Source organism: Blautia parvula (assembly GCF_020215665.1).
Classification (GTDB): domain Bacteria; phylum Bacillota; class Clostridia; order Lachnospirales; family Lachnospiraceae; genus Blautia; species Blautia celeris.
Window position 1 is genome coordinate 4,934,722 of the sequence record NZ_CP084061.1, and the last position, 21,173, is coordinate 4,955,894.

Annotated in this window: 19 protein-coding genes; 17 read left to right on the forward strand and 2 right to left on the reverse strand. The window is 43.3% G+C overall.

Annotated features, from left to right (window positions below; genetic code table 11):
- Positions 1-57: 57 nt before the first annotated feature.
- The 17 genes from LC508_RS22610 (at position 58) to LC508_RS22690 (ending at position 18,250) form a co-directional block, all read left to right on the forward strand.
- Positions 58-1,002 (forward strand): ABC transporter ATP-binding protein, encoded by a 945-nt coding sequence (locus LC508_RS22610; RefSeq protein ID WP_054350566.1) that lies wholly within the window; start codon positions 58-60, stop codon positions 1,000-1,002.
- A gap of 27 nt (positions 1,003-1,029) precedes the next feature.
- On the forward strand, positions 1,030-1,812 hold the full coding sequence (locus tag LC508_RS22615; protein WP_225305250.1) for an ABC transporter ATP-binding protein: 783 nt from the start codon (positions 1,030-1,032) through the stop codon (positions 1,810-1,812).
- Positions 1,802-3,382 (forward strand): ABC transporter substrate-binding protein, encoded by a 1,581-nt coding sequence (locus LC508_RS22620; protein ID WP_118593877.1) that lies wholly within the window; start codon positions 1,802-1,804, stop codon positions 3,380-3,382. The genes LC508_RS22615 and LC508_RS22620 overlap by 11 nt, the downstream gene beginning before the upstream one ends.
- 16 nt (positions 3,383-3,398) lie before the next feature.
- Positions 3,399-4,349, forward strand: coding sequence for an ABC transporter permease (locus tag LC508_RS22625; RefSeq protein WP_103731041.1), 951 nt, complete (start codon positions 3,399-3,401; stop codon positions 4,347-4,349).
- Entirely contained in the window at positions 4,333-5,169 is an 837-nt protein-coding gene (gene nikC / locus LC508_RS22630; protein ID WP_103731042.1) for a nickel transporter permease, read from the forward strand. Before LC508_RS22625 ends, nikC begins: the two co-directional genes overlap by 17 nt.
- A 12-nt stretch (positions 5,170-5,181) precedes the next feature.
- Positions 5,182-6,933: an ABC transporter ATP-binding protein gene (locus LC508_RS22635; protein ID WP_103731043.1), complete on the forward strand. Its 1,752-nt coding sequence runs from the start codon at positions 5,182-5,184 to the stop codon at positions 6,931-6,933.
- Positions 6,917-7,081: a hypothetical protein gene (locus tag LC508_RS22640; protein WP_158587258.1), complete on the forward strand. Its 165-nt coding sequence runs from the start codon at positions 6,917-6,919 to the stop codon at positions 7,079-7,081. The genes LC508_RS22635 and LC508_RS22640 overlap by 17 nt, the downstream gene beginning before the upstream one ends.
- A 19-nt stretch (positions 7,082-7,100) precedes the next feature.
- A complete protein-coding gene (locus LC508_RS22645) occupies positions 7,101-7,418 on the forward strand; it encodes a hypothetical protein (protein ID WP_054350576.1) in 318 nt (105 codons plus the stop codon).
- 446 nt (positions 7,419-7,864) lie between these two features.
- Entirely contained in the window at positions 7,865-9,556 is a 1,692-nt protein-coding gene (locus LC508_RS22650; RefSeq protein ID WP_103731044.1) for a helix-turn-helix domain-containing protein, read from the forward strand.
- Positions 9,557-9,568: 12 nt separating this feature from the next.
- The gene (locus tag LC508_RS22655) at positions 9,569-10,525 is read left to right on the forward strand and encodes an ABC transporter permease (RefSeq protein ID WP_103731045.1); all 957 of its coding nucleotides are present in this window, start codon (positions 9,569-9,571) and stop codon (positions 10,523-10,525) included.
- 10 nt (positions 10,526-10,535) lie between these two features.
- Positions 10,536-11,345: an ABC transporter permease gene (locus tag LC508_RS22660; RefSeq protein WP_103731046.1), complete on the forward strand. Its 810-nt coding sequence runs from the start codon at positions 10,536-10,538 to the stop codon at positions 11,343-11,345.
- Positions 11,346-11,370: 25 nt separating this feature from the next.
- A complete protein-coding gene (locus LC508_RS22665) occupies positions 11,371-12,936 on the forward strand; it encodes an ABC transporter substrate-binding protein (RefSeq protein WP_054350580.1) in 1,566 nt (521 codons plus the stop codon).
- Between the two features lie 19 nt (positions 12,937-12,955).
- Positions 12,956-13,891: an ABC transporter ATP-binding protein gene (locus LC508_RS22670; protein ID WP_103731047.1), complete on the forward strand. Its 936-nt coding sequence runs from the start codon at positions 12,956-12,958 to the stop codon at positions 13,889-13,891.
- A 17-nt stretch (positions 13,892-13,908) separates the two neighbouring features.
- Positions 13,909-14,841, forward strand: a complete 933-nt coding sequence (locus LC508_RS22675; RefSeq protein WP_103731048.1) for an ABC transporter ATP-binding protein — start codon at positions 13,909-13,911, stop codon at positions 14,839-14,841.
- Positions 14,834-16,222, forward strand: a complete 1,389-nt coding sequence (locus LC508_RS22680) for an MATE family efflux transporter (protein ID WP_103731049.1) — start codon at positions 14,834-14,836, stop codon at positions 16,220-16,222. The genes LC508_RS22675 and LC508_RS22680 overlap by 8 nt, the downstream gene beginning before the upstream one ends.
- The gene (locus LC508_RS22685) at positions 16,185-16,961 is read left to right on the forward strand and encodes a class I SAM-dependent methyltransferase (RefSeq protein WP_158587257.1); all 777 of its coding nucleotides are present in this window, start codon (positions 16,185-16,187) and stop codon (positions 16,959-16,961) included. Before LC508_RS22680 ends, LC508_RS22685 begins: the two co-directional genes overlap by 38 nt.
- A 464-nt stretch (positions 16,962-17,425) precedes the next feature.
- Positions 17,426-18,250, forward strand: coding sequence for an SDR family NAD(P)-dependent oxidoreductase (locus tag LC508_RS22690; RefSeq protein ID WP_103731051.1), 825 nt, complete (start codon positions 17,426-17,428; stop codon positions 18,248-18,250).
- A gap of 28 nt (positions 18,251-18,278) precedes the next feature.
- Here the strand turns inward: LC508_RS22690 and LC508_RS22695 are convergent, their stop codons facing one another.
- Both LC508_RS22695 and LC508_RS22700 read right to left on the reverse strand, forming a co-directional pair.
- Positions 18,279-18,872, reverse strand: coding sequence for a TetR/AcrR family transcriptional regulator (locus LC508_RS22695; protein WP_103731052.1), 594 nt, complete (start codon positions 18,870-18,872; stop codon positions 18,279-18,281).
- 98 nt (positions 18,873-18,970) lie between these two features.
- Entirely contained in the window at positions 18,971-21,172 is a 2,202-nt protein-coding gene (locus tag LC508_RS22700) for a glycoside hydrolase family 2 protein (RefSeq protein ID WP_103731053.1), read from the reverse strand.
- Position 21,173: the final 1 nt, after the last annotated feature.

A 21,173-nucleotide genomic window follows, 5' to 3' on the forward strand; every position in this document is an offset into this window, starting at 1 on the left:
ATAATGGCAGGGTTTATGTTATAATTGGGTATTTTTTGACAGATAGGAGGTGTAAACATGAATATAATGGAAATAACCGATTTGTATGTAGGGTTTCCAACAAAGGATGGGTTAGTTAAGGCAGTGAATACCATCGACTTAATCATTGAGGAAGGGGAAAATATAGGTATTTTAGGAGAATCCGGTTCCGGTAAATCCGTATTTGCAGACAGTATCCTTAGACTCATCAAGGATCAGACGGTCACCAAAGGAACCGTGGTATATCGTGGTCAAAATTTAATGGAAATGGATAAAAAAGAATTAAGGGGCCTGAGAGGAAAGGAACTTGGCATGATCATGCAGAATCCTTCTAGTTCCCTGAATCCATCCCTTACGATTGGTAATCAGATTGGCGAAGCGGCAGCAGTCCATGAGAGAATCAATAAGAAAGAACGGAACAAAAAAACCCTGGAAATCTTGGAGAAAGTGAGGATCAAGAACGCAAAACAGCGAATGAAGGAATATGCACATCAGTTTAGCGGCGGCATGAAGGAACGCGCTGTTATAGCTATGGGGATAGCACAGAGTCCTCGATTTCTAATTGCTGACGAGCCTACAAAAGGGCTGGATACCCTGGTAAAATATAAAGTTGTTCAGCTGCTGAAAGAGGTGTCGGAGAATAAAACGATGCTCCTGATCACACATGATCTGGATGTGGCAGAGCAGATTTGTGATCGAATAGGAATTTTGTATCTGGGTGAATTTGTGGAAATAAGTGCAGTGGATGCTTTATATAGAACACAGCTTCACCCCTATACCGAGGGCTTTTTCAAAGCCATGCCGAAAAATGGTATGCTGCCCATAGAGGGACTCCCCGGTTCATTGATTGATCTGCCGGAAGGGTGCCGGTTCCATCCAAGATGTCCAAAATGTATGGAACGATGTAAGAAAGAACATCCCCCGTTATACACGAAACAAGATGGAAGGAAGGTAAGGTGTTTTTTGTATGCTGACAGTGAATGACTTGTGTAAAAGGTACTCTTCGGGAGTATGGAAAAAAGTTATACACAGGCGGTTGCCCATGTTTCTTTTCATATAGAAAAGGGGAAGGTATTAGGAATCGTAGGGGAGAGCGGAAGCGGAAAATCGACGATCGCCCAGTGTATCACCCGGCTGGTAGAACCTTCATCCGGAGAAATTATTTTTCGGGGTGAGGAGATCACTCGTATGAAAGCGGGGAAGCTGAATAAATACAGAAGAAATATGCAGATGATCTTTCAGGACCCGGATTCCGCACTGGATCCTAAAATGACCATATCTGAGAGTTTGGAGGAAGCCCTTAAATTAAACCAATGCCATTATAGTGCAGAAGAAAGAAAGAGAAAGACAGATGAATTGATTGCACTGGTCGGACTGAATGCGGAGCATAAGAACCGTTATCCCCATCAGTTGTCTGGGGGCCAAAACCAAAGGGTAGTTCTGGCAAGAGCCCTGTCCTTTGATCCGGAGCTGCTGATTGCAGATGAACCCACGGCATCTCTTGACGTATCTGTACAGGCTCAGATCCTCACACTGCTGAAGACAATCCAGAGAGAAAAAGAGCTGACTATGCTGCTCATTTCTCATGATATGGAAATTGTGCGGAGAGTCTGTGATGAGGTAATTGTAATGTACAGAGGGGAGGCAGTGGAAAAGGGGCGTGTGGAAAGTGTTTTTGGCAATCCTCAGCATGTCTATACGCGTCTGCTGTTGGACTGTAACGAAGAGAATGTAAAAAAGTGGATTGATTACAAAAAAGAAAAAGGAAAGAGAGGGAACAAGAATGAGGAATAGATGGATGAGATTGACTGCAGTATTAGCGGCAGCGGCTATGCTCGGAGGTATGCTTGCAGGATGCGGCAGCAATGACAGCAGTAAAAGCGGAAAAGGGGAAACCGGAAAAGTACAGCAAAATGAGGATATTGCTAAATTTATTTATCAGGTGACGGACAGTTTTGATACATCGATCAACTATATTGCGGCCTCATGGGTAACTTATGGTGTAGCGGAGACGTTGTTTGAAGTTGACGAGGAAGGTAATGCAGTCCCCCTGCTTGCAGACAGTATGGAGATGAAAGACGATTTGCACTGGACATTGAAACTGAAAGAGGGAATCAAGTTCCATGACGGTACTCCGTTCAATGCGGATGCTGTATTATTTACTTTTGACCGTCTGGCAGCAACCGGTGAGATCGGAGGAAATTTTGATTTCATTGTCTCAATGGACAAGAAAGATGATTATACCATAGAAATAACAACAACAGAAGCATATGGTGCTTTAAAGGAACGATTCTGTGAATATAAAACAGCTATTGTAAGTCCGACAAATAAATTCGAGGATACACTGATCGGCACAGGACCTTTTAAATTTAAAGAAACACAAAAAGACGTGAAAAACGTAGTGGAGAAAAATGATGATTACTGGGGCGGTGATGTAAAGCTGGCCGGGGCGGAATTTTATCCGGGAGAAGATGAGATGACCAGAAGCTTCCAGCTCTATAATAATGAGGTGGATTTCAGTATCTTAAATATTCCGATTACAGAGTATGAAAATGCGAAAACAAAAGAACAGTTGGATGTATTTACACTGGATTGTGATTATACACATATTATGATTTTAAATACCACGAAGGCACCATTTGATAATAAGGATGTAAGGCATGCGTTCAGTTATGCAATTGACAGAGAACAGCTTGTGAACAGTATTTATGGGAATGTGGAAGGCGGAGTTCCGTCATTTGGAGTTGTTCCTGTAAAATATTCCTGGTCAAATCCGGACGCATGTACCGCTGTATATGACAGAGAGAAGGCACTGGAGCTTTTTAGAAATGCAGGGATAGAAGACACAGACGGGGACGGCATGCTGGAATACGAAGGCGCACCCTTTACAGTTACCATTATGACATATGAGACAGGTCTCTATAAAAATGCGGTGGAGATATTACAGTCACAATTAAAAGATATAGGTGTAAATGTTGAATTGGAGATCACCACCTGGGATGTCACGGACCAAAAAATGTCAGATAAGGATTATGATATCAATTTTGATTCTGTGCCGTTTCTTGAATTTGGAAGCCCGGTATCTCTGGCTAACAAATTCGGTTCTGATGCCTATTTTGCATTGGGGGCAGGATATGCCAGCGAGGAGATGGATCTGGCACTGGAAGAAGGCAGCAAGGCATTAGAGGAAGAGACGAGAAAAGAAAAATATGACAAGGTGCAGGAGATCGCCATGGAAGATATGCCCTTTATTCCCGTATTCGAGGTGGTTAAGGTTTATGCAATGAATAAGAGACTTCATGATATGGATTTAAATACTTACAGTGTATTTAAACTGACAAAGGATACTTATATCCAGGATTGACAGGTGAGGTAATAATATGTGGAGATTTATAGGAAGACGTCTCGTACAGTTTATCGGAATACTATTTTTAGTCTCAATTGTGTGTTTTTCTATCAATTTTATAACACCTATCGATACTGCTAAAAGAGCCTTGGGAGATCCTATGACCCATTCGCTGCCTGACGAAACCATTCTTGAGAGATTCCGGGAAGAAAAAGGTCTGAACCGTCCTCTTCATGAGCAGTATCTGGAGTGGCTGGGAAAGATTCTGCATGGGGATTTAGGGGAATCCCTGATTACCGGGGAGCCGGTAGGCGAGGATATTGTCTATCATTTTGAAAAAACATTCAGTCTGGCAGTCTTTGCTATGGGGCTGACACTTGTTTTTGCAATCCCACTTGGCATTCTGTGCGCGCTTCGGCAGAACAAATTCATTGATTACATAGGAAGACTTCTTGCTATGACAGCTGTCTCAATGCCCGGATTCTGGGTATCTTATCTGCTGATCATCGCCCTGGCTTTAAAAGGGGGGATCCTTCCGGTGGCAGGTTATGGAGATGGAAGCCTGAAGTATATGGTGATACCGGGAATAGCTCTTTCTCTTATGAGCTTTGGCACAGTGATGAAAATGATGAGAAATAATATGGTGGATGTTATGAAAGAGGACTACATGATCACAGCGGAGGCTAAAGGCCTGCACCCGTTTCAGATCATTATGAAGCACGGGGTGAAAAACGCATTGATATCGGTGATCACTCTTGCAGGAATGACATTTGCCAGTATGCTGGCAGGCTCTGCAGTAATAGAAAAGATTTTTGCCTGGCCCGGTATTGGACATATGATTCTTTCAGGTATTGAAAATAAGGATTTTCCGGTAGTTCAGGCCTGTGTGATTGTTGTATCAGCCATTTATCTGATGATAAATTTTCTGGTTGATATTCTGTACATTATAATAAATCCGAGGATACGTTATGATAAGGAAAATTAGAAATAAAAAAGTATTGTTATTTTGGGTCATGGTAATAGCGGTGCTGGTACTGATCGCTCTGTTTCCCGGATTATTTGCATCTCATGACCCGGTACAGGCTGATCTGAACCAGAAATTCTTAAAGCCGTGTAAAGAAATGCCTTTGGGGGCAGACCATATGGGCAGATGTATTTTATGTCGTATGATTTACGGGACAAGGGTATCCCTGTTTGTATCAGGGGCAGTTGTTTTGATCACGGCAGCAGTGGGAGGCTGTGTAGGCATGTTCAGCGGATTTTATGGCGGAAAGACAGATACCGTGTTAATGAGGATTGTAGACGTATTCCTGGGCTTTCCGAGTTTTCTGTTCACATTGGCCTTTGTAGGCATGTTTGGAGGGGGAACAAAAAATCTGATCATAGCACTTAGTTTCTTCGGATGGATGCATTATGCCAGAGTAGTGAGAAGTGAAGTGCTGAGTCTGCGGGAAAAAGAATTCATCAAAGCAGCCAGAGGTATGGGTATCGGCAATGCCTCCAATATCCTGAGACATGTACTGCCGAATATCATAGGTCCCGTGATCGTCATCATGACAATGGAGGTGGGAGGAATCATTTTATCCACCTCCGGCCTGAGCTTTTTGGGAATCGGCGTACAGCCGCCTACGCCGGAATGGGGATATATGCTGAATGATGCAAAAGTGTATATATCTGACATGCCTCAGCTTATGCTGTATCCGGGAGCAGCCATTATGCTCACCATCTTATCATTTAATTTCCTGGGCGACAGTTTGAAAGATGCCCTGGATGTAAAAGAATCCAGATGGACAAAAGACAGTTAATGGAGAAAATATATGGAACACTTTAAAAAGTTTTGCAGTTATTATATGCCTTACAAAAAATGGATGATTCTTGATCTGTTCTGTGCTATTTGTTCAGCACTGATTAATATATCATTTCCTGTAATAACAGATTACGCGATTAACACATGCCTGCCTGAGAAGAATGTAAAAATTTTCTTAGTGCTGATGCTTTCCTCCATAGCAGCATATTTTATCAACGGTTTCCTTATATATACAGTCAGTTATGTGGGACACAATACCGGGGTACAGATTCAGGCAGATATCAGAGAAGACCTGTTTGCACATATGCAAAAACTTTCATTTTCTTTTTATGATAAGAACAGAGTCGGAAATCTGATGTCGCGAATTACAACAGACTTATATGAAATTACGGAGCTGGCACATCATGGGCCGGAAGATGCATTGATCTGCAGTTTTACTCTTCTGGGAGCCATGGCAGCTATGTTTATATTGAATTGGAGACTGGCCGTTTTCGTGGCGTTTCTGATTCCGCTTACAGCAATATACATAGGATGGCGGGAAAAAGTCACAATCAGCATCGTGGAGGACATGCAGGAAAAGATGGGAGGCGTCAACAGTGAACTGGAGACAAGCCTCACGGGAATAAGAGTGACCAAGGCCTTTTGTAATGAGGATTTTGAAAAGGAGCGGTTCCGGAGATCAAACGAGAAATTCAGAAGTGCAAAGAAAAATTATTTTAAGCAGCTTGGGATATATATGATGGGCATGGACTGGATTAAAAGTGCCATGAGACTTTCCATAATTTTTATCGGAGGTCTTTTATATCTAAAAGGTCAGGCAACATTTGCGAATCTGGTTTCCTTTAACTTGTTTGTGATGGTTCTTATGACCCCCATACAGAAAATGATAGATTTCTCTGAAATATTGATCGGAGGTATTTCCGGATTCCGAAGATTTAGTAAGATGATGGAGGAGAAACCGGATATAAATGAGCAGAGACAACCGGTTGAATTGGAGCATCCAAAAGGAAAGATCACTTTTCATGAAGTCAATTTTTCATATGAAAGCAGCAGGGAGATATTAAAAGAAATAACATTCGATATCCCTTCCGGTACCTCCATGGCGTTTGTGGGGAATTCCGGTGCGGGCAAGACAACATTATGTCATCTGATACCAAGATTTTATGATGTGACCGGCGGACGCGTTGAAATTGATGATATTGATATTAGGAATATAAGTTTGAAATCTCTTCGGGAAAATATTGGAATGGTACAGCAGGATGTATTTATTTTTCCGGATACGATTATGGAAAATATCCGCTATGGCCGTTTGAGCGCCTCGGATGAGGAGGTAATAGAAGCAGCGAAAATGGCAGAAATTCATGACGACATCATGGATATGAAGGCAGGATACCAGACATATGTAGGAGAACGCGGTGCTATGCTGTCAGGGGGACAAAAACAGAGACTTAGCATTGCCAGAATGTTTTTGAAAAATCCGCCGATCGTGCTTCTGGATGAAGCGACATCGGCTCTTGACAGTGTAACCGAAATGAAGATTCAGGAAGCATTGGACAGATTATCAAAAAATAAGACAATGGTGCTCATCGCCCATCGTCTTTCAACGATACGAAATGCCGATACCATAGCTGTCATAGATCAGGGGCGTATCGTAGAAATGGGTAGCCATGAGGAACTGATGGAATTAGAAGGTCAGTATTCTCATTACTATAAAGCACAATATCACAAAGAAAAGGAGAAAGAACATGGGAAAAACAAATAAGGAATTAGCAATTGACATTGCGATCGAATATGCGCATGGGATGCTGCATATTAACGGAACTGATGGATATCCGGTTGAGGATTGCTGTGAGGTGATCAAGAAAGTTTATGAGACCTTGGAGAGCCTTGATCCGGATGGAAAAGAGTGATAAGAGAGGAGGAGTTTAAATGCATTTAATCTACGATGAAAATGGAAATTTGATTGAACATGGGGGACATGATCACCACCATCATGAACATGTACACGAGCATCAGAATCCGGAAAGTCAGGACAGTAAAAATGAAACTCTGGTTCTATTGAACTATATGCTGGAGCATAATGATCATCATGCAGCAGAGCTGCAGGAAATGTCAGATGCGTTGGAGGCTGACGGATTCAAGGAAGCAGCAAAGCAGATCCGTGATGGAGTCTCTGAGTTTCATAAGGGCAATATGCATTTAAGCCGTGCTATTGAATCGGTTAAAGAAAAGCTAAAAGAGAAATAAAATAAAAATTGCACTATTTATCCATAAAAGAGAGAAGATACAGGCATGCAGACGGTATGCGGCTCTTTTGACAGGAGATAAATAGTGCGATTTTTTTGGGGAAAATTGCATTTATAACCCCAGGGGGAGCTTGTAAACTTTTGGAGGAGATTATATTATTATTGGTGAGATTATATGCAGAAGCACCCGGTAAATGCGGGATATAAAACCCTGTGTTTTTCAGTAGAAAACGGGATAATCGGATTTAGGTAAAATGAATTGGTAATGCGTAATTGAGAGGTAAAGCTATAGATTTATATAGCCTTTTTGTCGTATACACAAAGTTGAAAAATACGCCGATCAGGTACTGTGAGAAGTTCAATGATGAAAATAAGGACGGTAATTCTGTAATACAGCGTCATTATTTTTTCTTGAACTTTTTTTTATAATATATAAGGAGGGGACATATGGAGCGGTCTTTACTGAAGCTTTTAGAAGAAAAAAGTCTGGAGGAATATAAGGCTTTGCAGGGAGAGTGGAAGCCGGATTTTCATAGTAATAAAGAAAAAATATATATCTGCAGACAGCCGCGTTTTGTTGATGTTCCAATACATACACATGAAGAAATCATACTTTTTTATGTATGCAAAGGGAACTATATCCATGAAATTGACGGAAATAAGATAAAAGTAAAAGCGCATGAAATTCTTGTATTAAGCCCCAAAGCCAGACACAAGATCATTGCCGGTAAAGAACAGGATATCGCTGTTAATATAAGGATTTATCCGGATACTTTTTGTGAAATGTTCTCCGGCTTTGAAAAGAAGGATTCCGTTTTTGAATTTTTATCAAAGGTACTTATGGGAAACGAAAAGACAATTTCATATTTATGTTTTCATACATCTGAAAACTACTGCGTTCAGAACCTTATGGAAAATATAGTGCGCGGATGGTGCAGCAAAAGAGGAAATTCTTGGGAGATACTTCAGATCTCCTTAAAGCTGGTATTTTTATACCTGATACAGACATTTGAGCAAGATACTCTATATCTGCAGGAGCGAAGCGGACAAAGCAGTGAGACGATCCTGTTTGTGACAGAGTATCTGGAACGGAATTATACACAGGCTTCTCTGGAAGAGCTTTCAGGACGGATGCACATGTCTCCTGTTACACTCAGCAGAATGATAAAAAGTAATACGGGCAGTACATTTAAGGAACTTCTTCTGAATAAAAGGTTCCAGAAAGCGGCGGAGATGCTGCTGGAAACCGATAAGACGGTAAATGATATTGCAGAAGAGATCGGTTATGAGAATAACAGTTATTTTTACAAAAGATTTACGGAACGCTATCATATGACGCCTAAAAAATACAGAGAAATGTATAAAGAAATAAGGAAAGAAAATGAAGAGGAGAGGATGAAACTGGAGATACAAGGGAAAATGGATTATTACTGGAAAGACCGGGCAGAAAGTTACAGCCAGCAGAATAAAGGTCAGTTAGAAGATCCGCACCATAAAGTATGGGAAAAGATTATCATGGAAAATGCACCCCAAAAGGAGAAATTAAAAATTCTTGATATGGGTACCGGACCCGGCTTTTTTGCTGTCCTTTTGTCACGCCTGGGACATGACGTCACTGGAGCGGACAGGAACGCAGCAATGCTTGAGGAGGCCGAAAAAAATGCCCGGTTATATGACGTGCATCCAGAGTTTATTCAGGTTGGAGAGCAGCTTCCTTTTGAGGATGAGAGTTTTGATATAGTGATCTCCAGAGACGTTACCTGGATGTTGATGGAGCCTGAAAAGACCCTGGAGCAATGGTTCTCAAAAGTGAGGCCGGGAGGCAGGCTTATGTATTTTGATGCAAACTGGTATGGATATCTGAAGGACAGAGAGGAAACAAAAAAATACAAAGAGTTTCGCAAATTTGTCAGAGAGCGTAAGGGCTTTGTATATGCCAGTGCGGTGGAAATGGAAAAAATAGCAGCCCATCTTCCCTTTACTTATCGTGACAGGCCAAAATGGGATCTGGATTACTGGAAAATATACAGGAAGAAAAAGGTTTATTGCCGGGAAATGCTGAATCCTGAGATTTATTCACAAATGGAGCAGCTTCAGTATGCACAAACTCCTGAATTTCTGGTAGTGGTAGAAAAATAGAAGGGGTACGAAATGAAAAAGCGAAATCGTGTCATCAAGAAAATATTCAGCAGTCTTTTGCAGTCCCTGATCGTATTAATAGGAATAACCTTCATTAGTTTTCTGATCCTGCATTTATCTCCGGGAAATCCTGCCGAGATATGGCTGACCGGAGGGGATGGAAATGTGGGCCAGATCTCCCAGGAGGCTGTGAAAGCGCAGGAGGAAAAGATGGGCCTGGATAAACCGTTTTTGATCCAATACGGGATGTGGCTGAAAAAAGTATGTTATGGAGATTTGGGTGAATCTTTTACTACAGGACAGCCGGTTGTTTCAGAACTGCAGAGAAGGGTTATGCCGACCATAATGATCGCTTTTGTATCACTGTTTCTCACCATGCTCATTTCAGTTCCTCTGGGGATTGGCTGTGCAGTGTACAAGGATAGATGGCTGGATAATATGATCAGGAGTGTTTCTTTCCTTGGGATCTCCCTTCCGACTTTTTTTACGTCCCTGGTCCTTTTATGGCTGTTTTGTCTTAAATTATCCATATTTCCGGTTATCGCTGACACAGATGTAAAAGGGATGGTACTGCCTGTGGCGGTATTTGTGATTCAATGTTCTTCCAGGCTGACAAGACAGGTCCGTGCAGTCATTCTGGAACAGTTAAACCAGGAATATGTGAAAGGGGCAGTGGCCAGAGGAGTTAAGAAAAGCCGGATCCTGTTCAGCCATGTGCTTAAAAATGCCATGATACCTGTTCTCACATGGGTAAGTATCTATCTTGGGATTCTGCTGGGCGGCGCTGCAGTGGTTGAAACAATTTTCTCATGGGACGGACTGGGAAAACTGGCAGTGGAATCTGTTGCGCGCCTGGATTATTTTGTGATACAGGGATTTGTACTTTGGGTGGCATTGATTTTTTTGGCATTGAATTTTTTGGTGGATGTGATCTGCAGTATGATTGATCCAAGAATAAAACAAGATTGAGGAGAAAGGGATGAAGAGAAAGAAAACAGAGGAAATATCTTTTTACATACTCATTGGTTTGATCGTGATATTGCTTTTGGCTGCGCTTCTGGCTCCGGTACTTGCGCCAAACGATCCCTTTAAAACAGAGCTGACACTTGCGTTAATAAAGCCTGATAAAGAATTTCCGCTTGGCACAGATCCATTGGGACGGTGTGTATTATCCAGGATCTTATATGGAGCCAGAGTTTCTATTTTCAGCAGTTTGTGTATTATTGGTATTGTGTTTTTTATCGGAACTGCCATCGGTGTGACTGCCGGGTATCTGGGCGGCGCAGTCGATATGGTACTCACAAAGATCATAACGATCATGCAGGCATTTCCTAAATTCATCCTCGCTATTGCTATAGCCGGCGTTCTGGGAATTGGGATAAAAAATACAATACTGGCGTTATGTCTGGTAGAGTGGGCGGAATATGCCAGAATATCAAGAAATTTAAGCCGCGGTGTGAAACAGCGTACTTATATAAAGGCCGCAAAGGTGTGCGGCGAATCCAGATTACAGATTATGTTTCATCATGTTCTGCCAAATGTCCTGCCAACACTTGTGGTGAATGCAAGCCTGGGGATATCATCCATGATCATGGAAGTTGCAGCACTGTCTTACCTGGGAGTAGGTGTGAAGTCTCCCATGTCCGAATGGGGAGCTATGATGAATATAGGAAAGGATTATCTGCAGACAGAGACCAGGCTGGTTATCATACCGGGCATTGCAATCTTTGTTGTCTCTGTACTCTTTAATTTATTTGGTGACAAGTTAAGAGACATATTGGACAGATAAAAATATACAAGAGGAGAATAAGAAAATGAAAAACAGAATGATAAAATTAACAGCGCTGCTTATGAGCGTATTATTACTGGGAACGGGATGCGGAGCGTCCGGGGGAGATACTGCGGGAGATACTGCGGTGAAAGAGGAAGGAACAAAAGAGAAAGCGGTATTCGCCGATACCCAATGCCCCACAAGCCTGGATCTGGCAGACAGCTGGAACAGCTGGTATACGTCCAGATATGGAATTACGGAAACATTATTTAAGCTGGATGATACGCTGACTGCACAGCCGTTTTTGGCAGAGTCATGTGAGATGCAGGATGATACCACCTGGGTCATAAAATTAAGAGATGATGTTACCTTTCAAAATGGTAATAAGATGACAGCCGAGACTGTTAAAAAATGCTGGGAAAGGACCATGGAGATCAATGCAAGATTAAATGAACTGTTATTCATTGATTCCATGCAGGCAGACGGGCAGACTCTGACAGTAAAGACCACAAAAGCTGTGCCGTCATTTATTACGAGCCTGTCTGAGCCGCTTACGGGAATTATAGATGTGGAGGCTGATGGTGATATAGCGGAAAAACCGGTGGGAACAGGTCCTTTTATGCCGGTAAGTTATGAGGTAAAAGGAACTTTAGAGGTTGAACAGTACACGGATTACTGGGGCGGTACACCCAAATTGGAGGGGGCTGTTTTCCATGTGATCGCGGATGCAAATGCTCTGGCCATGGCACAGCAGAGCGGGGAAAGCGATCTGTCCGTGAGTATTCCTGCAACAAGCCTGGAGCTTTTTGAAAAGGATGATGCCAAATATAATGTAGACGGAGTAGCCGGTTCCAGAGGTCAGGTGATTTTCATGAATTACGATAATGAATTCATTCAGGATATTCATGTGAGAAAGGCGATCAGTATGAGCATTGACAAGGAAAGTTATGCCAATGTACTGAACAAAGGAGCTTCAGTGCCTGCCTCACAGCTTTACCCGGACTTTATGGCATTTGGAGGATCTGACGGCGAGTGTATAGAATATGATTTAAACGGGGCAAAAGAGCTTTTAAAAGAAGGGGGATATAGCGACAGTGACGGTGACGGCATACTGGATAAAGACGGAAAAAATATATCTCTCAGGATGGTCACATACAGTACAAAGGCAGAACTGCCTAATTTTTGTGAAGAGATGTCTTCCAAACTGAAAGAAATTGGTATTGATCTGCAGGTTGAAGTCTATGAATCTGTGGCGGAACAGCAGAAAAGCGGAGATTTCGATCTGATGATGATCAGCTTTACCATGACACCTACCGGTGACCCTGGTTACTTTGCTGATATTGCGTTTAAAACCGACGGAAGCAGTAATTACGGGCACTATTCCAATACAGAAGTGGATGCGCTGATCGACCAGCTTGACAGTGAGTTTGACCAGGAAAAGCGTACAGAACTCACAAAACAGATTCAGCAGAAGATTATTGATGATGCAGGATATATTGTGGTGGGGCATTCCAAATATATTTATGTGATGGGTAGTTCACTGAAAGGTCTGAAAACCAATCCTTCGGAATACTATCTGCTGGATGCTGAGGTTTATATTCAAAAATAGAAAGAGTGAGGACTGATACGTGCTAAGAGTAAAGAAACTCTGCATATCATATGAAGGAATTCCTATAGTAAAAGATGCGGAATTTGAAGTAAAGGAAAAAGAAATCATCGGTATTGTAGGCGAAAGCGGCTGCGGAAAGAGCACCCTTTTACAGTCTCTCTTAATGTTGGAAAAGAAAGCTGTAATAGACAGCGGTGAAGTCATATTCAGAGACCGCCGGCTGGGAGACTTGTCAGAGGAAGAAATCCGGTGTATACGCGGAAATGAGATCGCTGTAGTTTTTCAGAATGCAGCACTTTCTATGGATCCAATGAAGACAATAGGGAATCTTTTTTATGAGACTGTGCGTATGCACAGCAGGATCACAAAAAAAGAATGTGAAAAAAGGGCAAAGGACCTGATGAAAAAAGTCAGGCTGGCAGATGTGGACCGTATCTGGAAATCATACCCATTTGAATTAAGCGGGGGTATGTGCCAGAGGATAGCCATTGCCGCTGCCATGATGAACCAGCCCAGACTGATTCTGGCGGATGAGCCCACAAGTGCTCTGGATGTAACCGCGCAGGCACAGGTTGTGGCACTGATGCAGTATCTGCGGGAAGAATTTGGTACGTCCATGATAGTTGTCTCTCATAATATGGGGGTGATTGCCCAGCTTGCGGATAAAATCGCAGTGATGTACAGCGGAAATATTGTGGAATGGGGAACTGCCGGGGAGGTTCTGCATTCCCCAGGGCATCCGTATACGAAAGCGCTCATCAATGCAATCCCCAGAATGGATGGCAGCATACCTAAGGGGATTGCCGGGAGGCCGCCGGAATTTTCAGAAAAAAGGACAGGGTGCCCCTTTGCGCCAAGATGCGGAAAAAGGACGGCCGTCTGTAGCGGCAGGCCGGAGAAGATTTTTTTGTCAGAGGAACATTGGATTGCCTGCAGACATATGGATAAAATCTGAGAGCATAGGAGTTTGTTATGGCATTGTTAGAGGTACGGGGATTAAAGAAAAATTTTACCGGTAAAAATGAAACATTACATGCGGTAAAGGGTATTGATTTTACTATTGAAGAAGGGGAATGCCTGGGACTTGTGGGAGAAAGCGGCTGCGGAAAGAGCACTACAGCCAACATGACAGCAAGACTTTTGAAGGAGAGTGAAGGCGACATATTTTTTCTGGGAAAAAGGATAAATGGGGGAAAGCGTCTGTGCGCGGCCGGAAAAGAAATGCAGATGGTATTTCAGAATCCCGCAGATTCTTTTAATCCCCATTATTCGGTGCTGGAATGTGTTATGCAGGGCGCCAGATATTATAAGTTATATTCTAAGTCAGAATTAAAAGAACGCGCCATGGAATGGATAAAATATGTGGGATTAAAAGAATCTTATCTGGAAAAGAAGATAGGGGAGTTAAGCGGAGGAGAGTGCCAGAGGACAGCCATTGCCAGAGCTTTGATCTGCAATCCGGCCCTGATCATTTGTGACGAAGCAACCAGTGCACTGGATGTATCTGTTCAGGCCCAGGTTGTGGAACTGATCCGGAAGCTCAAAGAAGAGAAAAAAGTGTCATTTTTGTTTATAACGCATGATTTGGCTCTGACGTCATCTGTGTGTGACAGGATCGCAGTGATGTACAGCGGAAGAATTGTGGAGATGGGTGAGACAAAAGCCATATTGCAGCATCCGATGCATCCTTACACACAGCTTCTTTTATCCTGTGTACTGCCCGCTGTCGGAGACGATGAATACCGAGTCCCGGAATGCAGTTCGTTTCGGGGAGCGGGAGATGGCTGTGACTTTTATGAATTTTGTCCGAAAATATGTACACAGTGTAAGGACCGGGTTCCGGATCTGCAGGAGAGGGAAGGCCGTATGACTGCCTGTTTCCAAAGAGGAGATCCGGATGAGTGATGCAGAAAGAAAAAGGGATATGGTAAATGGCAGTATGGGAAGTTCGCTTTTTCTTTTTGCGCTTCCATTATTTTTCAGCAGTTTGCTGCAAATGCTGTATAACACAGCGGATCTACTGTTTGTGGGAAATTTTGTGGGGAAACAGGCAGCTGCGGCAGTAGGGGCAGGCGGTTTGCTGGTGACCTGTCTGATTGGACTTTTTACGGGTCTCTCTGTTGGTGCTGGAGTGGCAGCTGCTCAGGCAGCAGGTGCGGGAAAATGGAAACGCTTGGAAAACATCCTGCATACAGCAATCTGTACAGCTGTTCTCGGAGGAACAGCTGTTATGCTGGCAGGTCTGTTGTTTTCTGAGAGTATTCTGCGTGTTATGCATACGCCGGCATCTGTTATGGAGGATGCCGTTTCTTATATACAGATATATTTTATCAGTATGGTGCCGATGATCGTGTATAATATGGCAGCAGGTATTCTCCGGGCTTATGGAGATTCCGGGACTCCTTTCTATATCCTTGCGGCAGGCGGAATATTGAATGTCCTGACAGATGGATTATTGGTAGCAGTGCTGCATATGGGGGTACGGGGAGCGGCAGTTGCTACCGTTGTCTCTCAGTCTTTTTCAGCGGTTGCTGTTTTATATGTTCTCATGAAGGGAAAGGAAAAGTTACGGCTGAAGCCGGGTAAATTGAAAATAAGTAAAGAAGAGCTGGGTAAGATCCTGCATCTGGGTATTCCTTCCGGCATTCAGTCTGTGGTTATCACACTATCCAATATTATAATTCAATATTATATAAATGGGTATGGAGAAAATGCAGTCGCCGCGTTTGCAGCATATTTTAAACTGGAAAATTTCTTGTATTTACCGGCTATGGCGTTTGGGCAGGCAGCAACTACTTTTGCAGGGCAGAATGCAGGAGCGGAAAAGTATAAGAGGATCCGCAAAGGGATTTCTTTGGCAGCACTTATATCGGGGGGGATAGTTGCAGGGATAGCCTGTGTTCTTATGCTGGGCAGAGAATCCTTATTCTTATTATTTGTGAAGGATTGGGAAGTGGCTTCTTATGGAATACAGATCATTATGATAACCTTCCCCTTTTACTGGCTATATCCAATCATGGAAGTTTTCGGAGGTGCAATAAGGGGGATGGGGTATTCCGTTATACCTATGTTCGTCATATTAAGTACATTATGCGGAGCACGCATCGGGCTTCTGGCTTTTTTTAATGACCGTGTGCAGGAGGTCAAAGCGGTGGCAGCGGTTTATCCCATAACGTGGTTTTTGGCTGTGCTTGCCTATTTCTTTATATTTTATAAAATAGTATTTACTTTTGAAAGAAGGTGTATATGTGAACATACAGGAGAAAATAGAGGACTGGTGGAGTGACGCTGAAGAATACGATTCATATATAAAACAGGAGTTTCAGGATGACAGATTTCGTGCCTGGAAAGAGCTGTTTACAGAGCATCTTGGCGGAAAAACAAATCTTAGGATTTTAGATATCGGAACAGGTCCCGGCTTTTTTGCATCAGTACTTGCAGATATGGGGAATGAAGTGATTGGAATTGACTGTTCGGATGCAATGCTGGAGCGTGCACGAAGAAATGCAGCACAATTAAATGTGAATCCACGTTTTTATAAAATGGATGCACATCATACGTTTTTTGAAGAGATGAGTTTTGACTGGATCGTGAGCCGGAATGTGACATGGACGCTTCACAGGCCGGAAGAGGCTTATATGCATTGGAAAAAACTGTTAAAGTTAGGGGGAAGACTGCTGATCTTTGATGCGAACTGGCATAGACAGTTTTATGACAGGGAAACGGCCCGGAGAGTAAGAGAACGGGAAGAAAAATATTTTGAGATATATGGAAAAGAGTTTAAGGTCTGCACGGAAGACAAGGCATTTTATGATATGCTGCCCTTGTCAAATACCATGAGGCCCAGGTGGGATATAGATATTTTACAGAAGATCGGTTTCAGTCATGTTTCTGTTAAAGAAGATATCGGCAGCAGAGTCTATGAGGAATGGGAAAAGGAATTATATTCAGAGTCTCCCTTGTTTGAGATAGAGGCGGTCAATGGGCAGAGTTCGGAACCCCCGGATGGGGAAATGTGGTCATAAAAAAGCAGTGTTCTGTGCTAAAAACCTTGATTTTCCGGCAGAAAAAAATGATATATTTTTTTGAGTTTTTAACCCGGGGGGCGGCTTGTGAAAGGTATTTTTATGGTATATGATTATATCACGGTTAATCTTCCTCCAAAAGTTGACCGGAAATATTACAGTATTGTTAAAGTGCCGTTCCCTCCGCTAGTTAACGGCACATAAAATTTGATTTGAATTCACCAACACTCCAAGAGCAAAAATCCGCATCCTACGCCGGGATGCGGATTTTTGCTCTTTAGGCCTGCCTGCCGGACGGAATCAATTTAAATCCATCTGTTTCTTTTTTCACCAAAGTGTCACCATATGTTGATTATATAACATATGGTGATTTTTTGATGATTGAGATACAAATAGACTCTTTATATAATGAAAATAAGGTTGAGGACAGGAAACAGCCACTATTACAAAATAAGGAGAGAGAAATGAACGAGATCAACAGGACAACCACATTTAAATCAGTAGAAGGAAAAGTTGTAATTGTAACAGGTGCAAGCAGGGGAATTGGAAAAGCGGTCGCAGAGATATATGGGGCTAACGGCATGAAAGTTGTCTGCGCAGCCAGAAGTGTGGAACAGGGACAGGCGGTGGCAGATGCAATCTGTGAAAATGGCGGGGAGGCTGTTTTTGTGCAGACAGACTGCAGTGATACAAAACAGATGAAAAAGCTGGTTGATACAGCCGTGTCTCACTATGGAAGATTGGATGGCATGGTAAATAATGCGGGCATTGGGCAGGGAGGAACTCCGCTGCATGAGTATGGGATGGAAGATTATGAGAATATCTTTGATCTGAACAGTAAAGGAGTCTTTGCAGGGATGAAATATGCGGCGGAGGCAATCCTTCGTTCCCACAGTCAGGGAGGATTCCTGATTAATGTGGCCTCTATCGCAGGAATTCTGCCCCAGCGGGGGCAGGCGCTGTATACGGCAACGAAATTTGGTGTGGTGGGAATGACGAAAGCCGCTGCACTTGATTATGCCCCTTATAATATTACGGTAAATGCCATTTGTCCCGGATATACCAAAACAAGTATATTTGGAGATGCACCGGAGCAGGCAATGGCTTTCTTTGCAAAGGACTGCCCTTCCGGCCGGATGGGAGAACCAAAAGAGTGCGCGTATCTTGCACTGTTTTTGGCAAGTGATATGGCACGTTATATTACCGGCGCTGCCATTCCTGTTGACGGAGCGCTGTCAGCCGGAAGTAAAAATGTTTCACATTGGAAACATCCGGAAATCCTGGAGTGATAAGCAGAGATTTTCGGGTGCTGAATAGCTAGAGCTCCATCCGGCCAGAAACTGTAGTAGCAGCATTGGGATTAGATGATAATATAAGCTGATTCAGATCATCTATTTTTTCTGCGATGACAGCAGGTACCTCTCTGGCGCCTGTTTTCATCCAATGTTCGATTAACATGGTGGTACCTCCGGCCAGATAACTATATACGTATTGTCTGTCCGGATCGCTGAGATAATCCACATCAAGGGACGCCAGGTGGGATACTGCATACCGGGAACAGCGTTCCGCCAGTTTGTTAGGGAAATCACTGTCCGGGGAGTTGGCTGTAAGTGATGTGATCAGGTCCTGATAATCCAGAAGGGATGTGAGTAATGTAGTGAGAACATGTATCGTTCCATTTTGTGCAGAATCAAACAATAATAACTCCAACTGATTCAAAGCGGATTCTTCCAGTGTATGCATGAGATGATAGACGTCCTCATAGTGCTTATAAAAGGTACTGCGGTTGATTTCCGCTTTTTCACAGATCTCTTTTACTGTGATTTTACCAAGAGGTTTTTGTTTTAATAAGTCGATAAATACATGCTGAATGATCTGCCTTGTATATCGGACGCGAGCATCGGTTTTCATTTATTTTCTCCTTCAAAAATTCCCATCCGGGCATTTAGTGCTGTACTGGCATTAGCTCCTGTACTTAACTGCCGGGATGGGAGGTTTTCAAATATGGGTTATTTTTTTATATCTTGTAAAACGCGGTTGAGTTGTTTGATGCTTTCATCATCGGCACCGCTTTGTTTCAGAAGGCTGACCAGAGTCATACGGCCCATCATACGCTGAAGTGCCGGATTATCCTTAACAGCGTCGGCAACGTCACCCCGTTCAGAAGCACCCTGTGACATCATCTGGTCAATGATTGCACCGGCCCTGGGATTTTCACGGATATCCGCCAGGCGGTCGTTTATGGAAAAACAGTCAGGATTCAGGTCATCTGTGTCAAACCAGTTTGTGACAGGAGCACGTTTGACAAATATATAATCCGGATTTTCTTCTGCAACACGCCTTATCGTTATGCTGTCTTCGCAGGAGTCTGCTTTGGCAGTAATGGTATGAGTGCCTGTGATTGGTACCTGGAATTTAAAAATGGTCTTGCCGGAGACAGTGGCAAATGCAGTGCCATCTACAAAGAGTGTGACCTCCGGTTGATTTGAATATACTTTGATTTCGGTAGTTTCTTCCACACGGTCAGCATAGCGGCGGCCGCACAGGTGTACAAATGTATCTGTTTGATTCCATGCCGCTTTGTAAAGATAGAAGGCGTCTTTTTTGAGTTTTCTGTCCATGGTAACGAGGCCTTTTTGGTTTTCTCCATGTTTACCGCCTTCGTCACGGCCGTCAGCAGCAAAATCAAACAGATTCCATACATGTGTGGCCCACAGATAGGGTCTGGCTTCTATCATTTGCAGCATATGTTCGTGGTAAAGGGCCTGATAGCTTTCTGTGTAATCGCCTTTTTCCGGTGCGGCGGACTGGTACTGTGGATTGGCGTCTGCACCATATTCTGAGAAACCGATCACCCTGTCAGGATATTTCTCATGGTATTCATCAAAGAAATCATCCGTTTGTTCCAGTTCGCCCAGATACCAGCCAAAATACAGGTTATAACTGTTAATGTCCGGGATCTCCAGGATGGGGCTGTCTGTCTCCAGCATAAATACATTAGCCATGGTCGTGGGCCGCGTAGGATCAAGTTTGTGGCACAGGTCATTGAGTTGTGTGTGGTTTTCCAGTAAATCCTCATTTACAGCGCTGGCGGCTGTGATTTCGTTGGATAATCCCCAGGTGATAATGGAGGGGTGGTTGTAGTTTTGTACCACTAATTCTTCCATCTGTGTCAGCGTATTGGCACGGGCATTTTTCATGTGCATGGTAATGTATGGAATCTCCGCCCAGAGGATCAGTCCGCATTCATCGCAGAGGTCATAGAATTCTTGTGCGTGCTGGTAATGCGCCAGCCGGAGGGTGGTTGCGCCCAATTCCAGGATGATTTCCATGTCTTTTTTGTGATGTTCCATGGTAAGGGCATTTCCTACACCTTTGAAATCCTGATGACGGGAAACTCCGCGCAGGGGATAGGAGTGTCCGTTCAAAAAGAAACCCTTTTGAGGGTCTATATGGAATTTTCGGCATCCAAAACGTGTACTTACTTCATCGCCGCTTTCTAAAGAGGCACTGGCTGTATAGAGATATGGGTCCCTTAATCCATCCCATAAGTGTACGTTTTCAATCATAAATGTGGCCTGTGCGTGTTTTTCAACGGATAATACCGTTTGGGACTGGCCATCCACGGTGAATGTTACCTGGTCATCTGCCGAAACCCATGCTTCTACGGTAACAGAAGCTTTGTGATTTTCCAAATCTACCTGAGGTGTTACCTTAATTCCGGGTGTACCACAGTAGTCCAGTTCAAAATGTGTTTCCGGAACGACAATCAGATTCACCATACGGTAAAGTCCGCCATAAAATGTAAAATCTGCTTTTTGCGGATAACAGGTATTGTTGTCTTCATTATTCAGAGCAGCAACAATCGTGTTTTGTTCTGATAAAACATCCGTGATGTTTATGCGGAAGGTGGAATATCCGCCCTGGTGGTGGGCAAGCAGCCGGTCATTTACATAGATATGAGCAGTCATAGCAGCGCCCTGGAATTCCAGATAAGCCTGTTCACCTGGTTTTAATTCCGGTCTGGGTAAGTTTTTTACGTAATAGCAGGTTCCCCTGTGGTAGTCATTTCCACCGTCCTGGCCGTCAATGGCGTTCCAGGTATGGGGAAGTGTCACGGTCTCCCCGGGAAGCGCTGCGGCGGTAAGAGCATCCTCTGCTGATTTTACAAAATTCCAATTGTCTTTAAGTGGTGTTACATATCGGGTCATG

What these genes read in the sequence shown, in the direction of transcription:
- LC508_RS22680 (WP_103731049.1), top strand. Translation starts at nt 14,834, where the DNA reads ATGAGTGATGCAGAAAGAAAAAGGGATATGGTAAATGGCAGTATGGGA.
- LC508_RS22675 (WP_103731048.1), top strand. Translation starts at nt 13,909, where the DNA reads ATGGCATTGTTAGAGGTACGGGGATTAAAGAAAAATTTTACCGGTAAA.
- LC508_RS22660 (WP_103731046.1), top strand. Translation starts at nt 10,536, where the DNA reads ATGAAGAGAAAGAAAACAGAGGAAATATCTTTTTACATACTCATTGGT.
- LC508_RS22610 (WP_054350566.1), top strand. Translation starts at nt 58, where the DNA reads ATGAATATAATGGAAATAACCGATTTGTATGTAGGGTTTCCAACAAAG.
- LC508_RS22650 (WP_103731044.1), top strand. Translation starts at nt 7,865, where the DNA reads ATGGAGCGGTCTTTACTGAAGCTTTTAGAAGAAAAAAGTCTGGAGGAA.
- nikC (WP_103731042.1), top strand. Translation starts at nt 4,333, where the DNA reads ATGATAAGGAAAATTAGAAATAAAAAAGTATTGTTATTTTGGGTCATG.
- LC508_RS22665 (WP_054350580.1), top strand. Translation starts at nt 11,371, where the DNA reads ATGAAAAACAGAATGATAAAATTAACAGCGCTGCTTATGAGCGTATTA.
- LC508_RS22690 (WP_103731051.1), top strand. Translation starts at nt 17,426, where the DNA reads ATGAACGAGATCAACAGGACAACCACATTTAAATCAGTAGAAGGAAAA.
- LC508_RS22620 (WP_118593877.1), top strand. Translation starts at nt 1,802, where the DNA reads ATGAGGAATAGATGGATGAGATTGACTGCAGTATTAGCGGCAGCGGCT.
- LC508_RS22635 (WP_103731043.1), top strand. Translation starts at nt 5,182, where the DNA reads ATGGAACACTTTAAAAAGTTTTGCAGTTATTATATGCCTTACAAAAAA.
- LC508_RS22645 (WP_054350576.1), top strand. Translation starts at nt 7,101, where the DNA reads ATGCATTTAATCTACGATGAAAATGGAAATTTGATTGAACATGGGGGA.
- LC508_RS22640 (WP_158587258.1), top strand. Translation starts at nt 6,917, where the DNA reads ATGGGAAAAACAAATAAGGAATTAGCAATTGACATTGCGATCGAATAT.
- LC508_RS22625 (WP_103731041.1), top strand. Translation starts at nt 3,399, where the DNA reads ATGTGGAGATTTATAGGAAGACGTCTCGTACAGTTTATCGGAATACTA.
- LC508_RS22615 (WP_225305250.1), top strand. Translation starts at nt 1,030, where the DNA reads ATGGAAAAAAGTTATACACAGGCGGTTGCCCATGTTTCTTTTCATATA.
- LC508_RS22655 (WP_103731045.1), top strand. Translation starts at nt 9,569, where the DNA reads ATGAAAAAGCGAAATCGTGTCATCAAGAAAATATTCAGCAGTCTTTTG.
- LC508_RS22695 (WP_103731052.1), bottom strand. Translation starts at nt 18,872, where the DNA reads ATGAAAACCGATGCTCGCGTCCGATATACAAGGCAGATCATTCAGCAT.
- LC508_RS22700 (WP_103731053.1), bottom strand. Translation starts at nt 21,172, where the DNA reads ATGACCCGATATGTAACACCACTTAAAGACAATTGGAATTTTGTAAAA.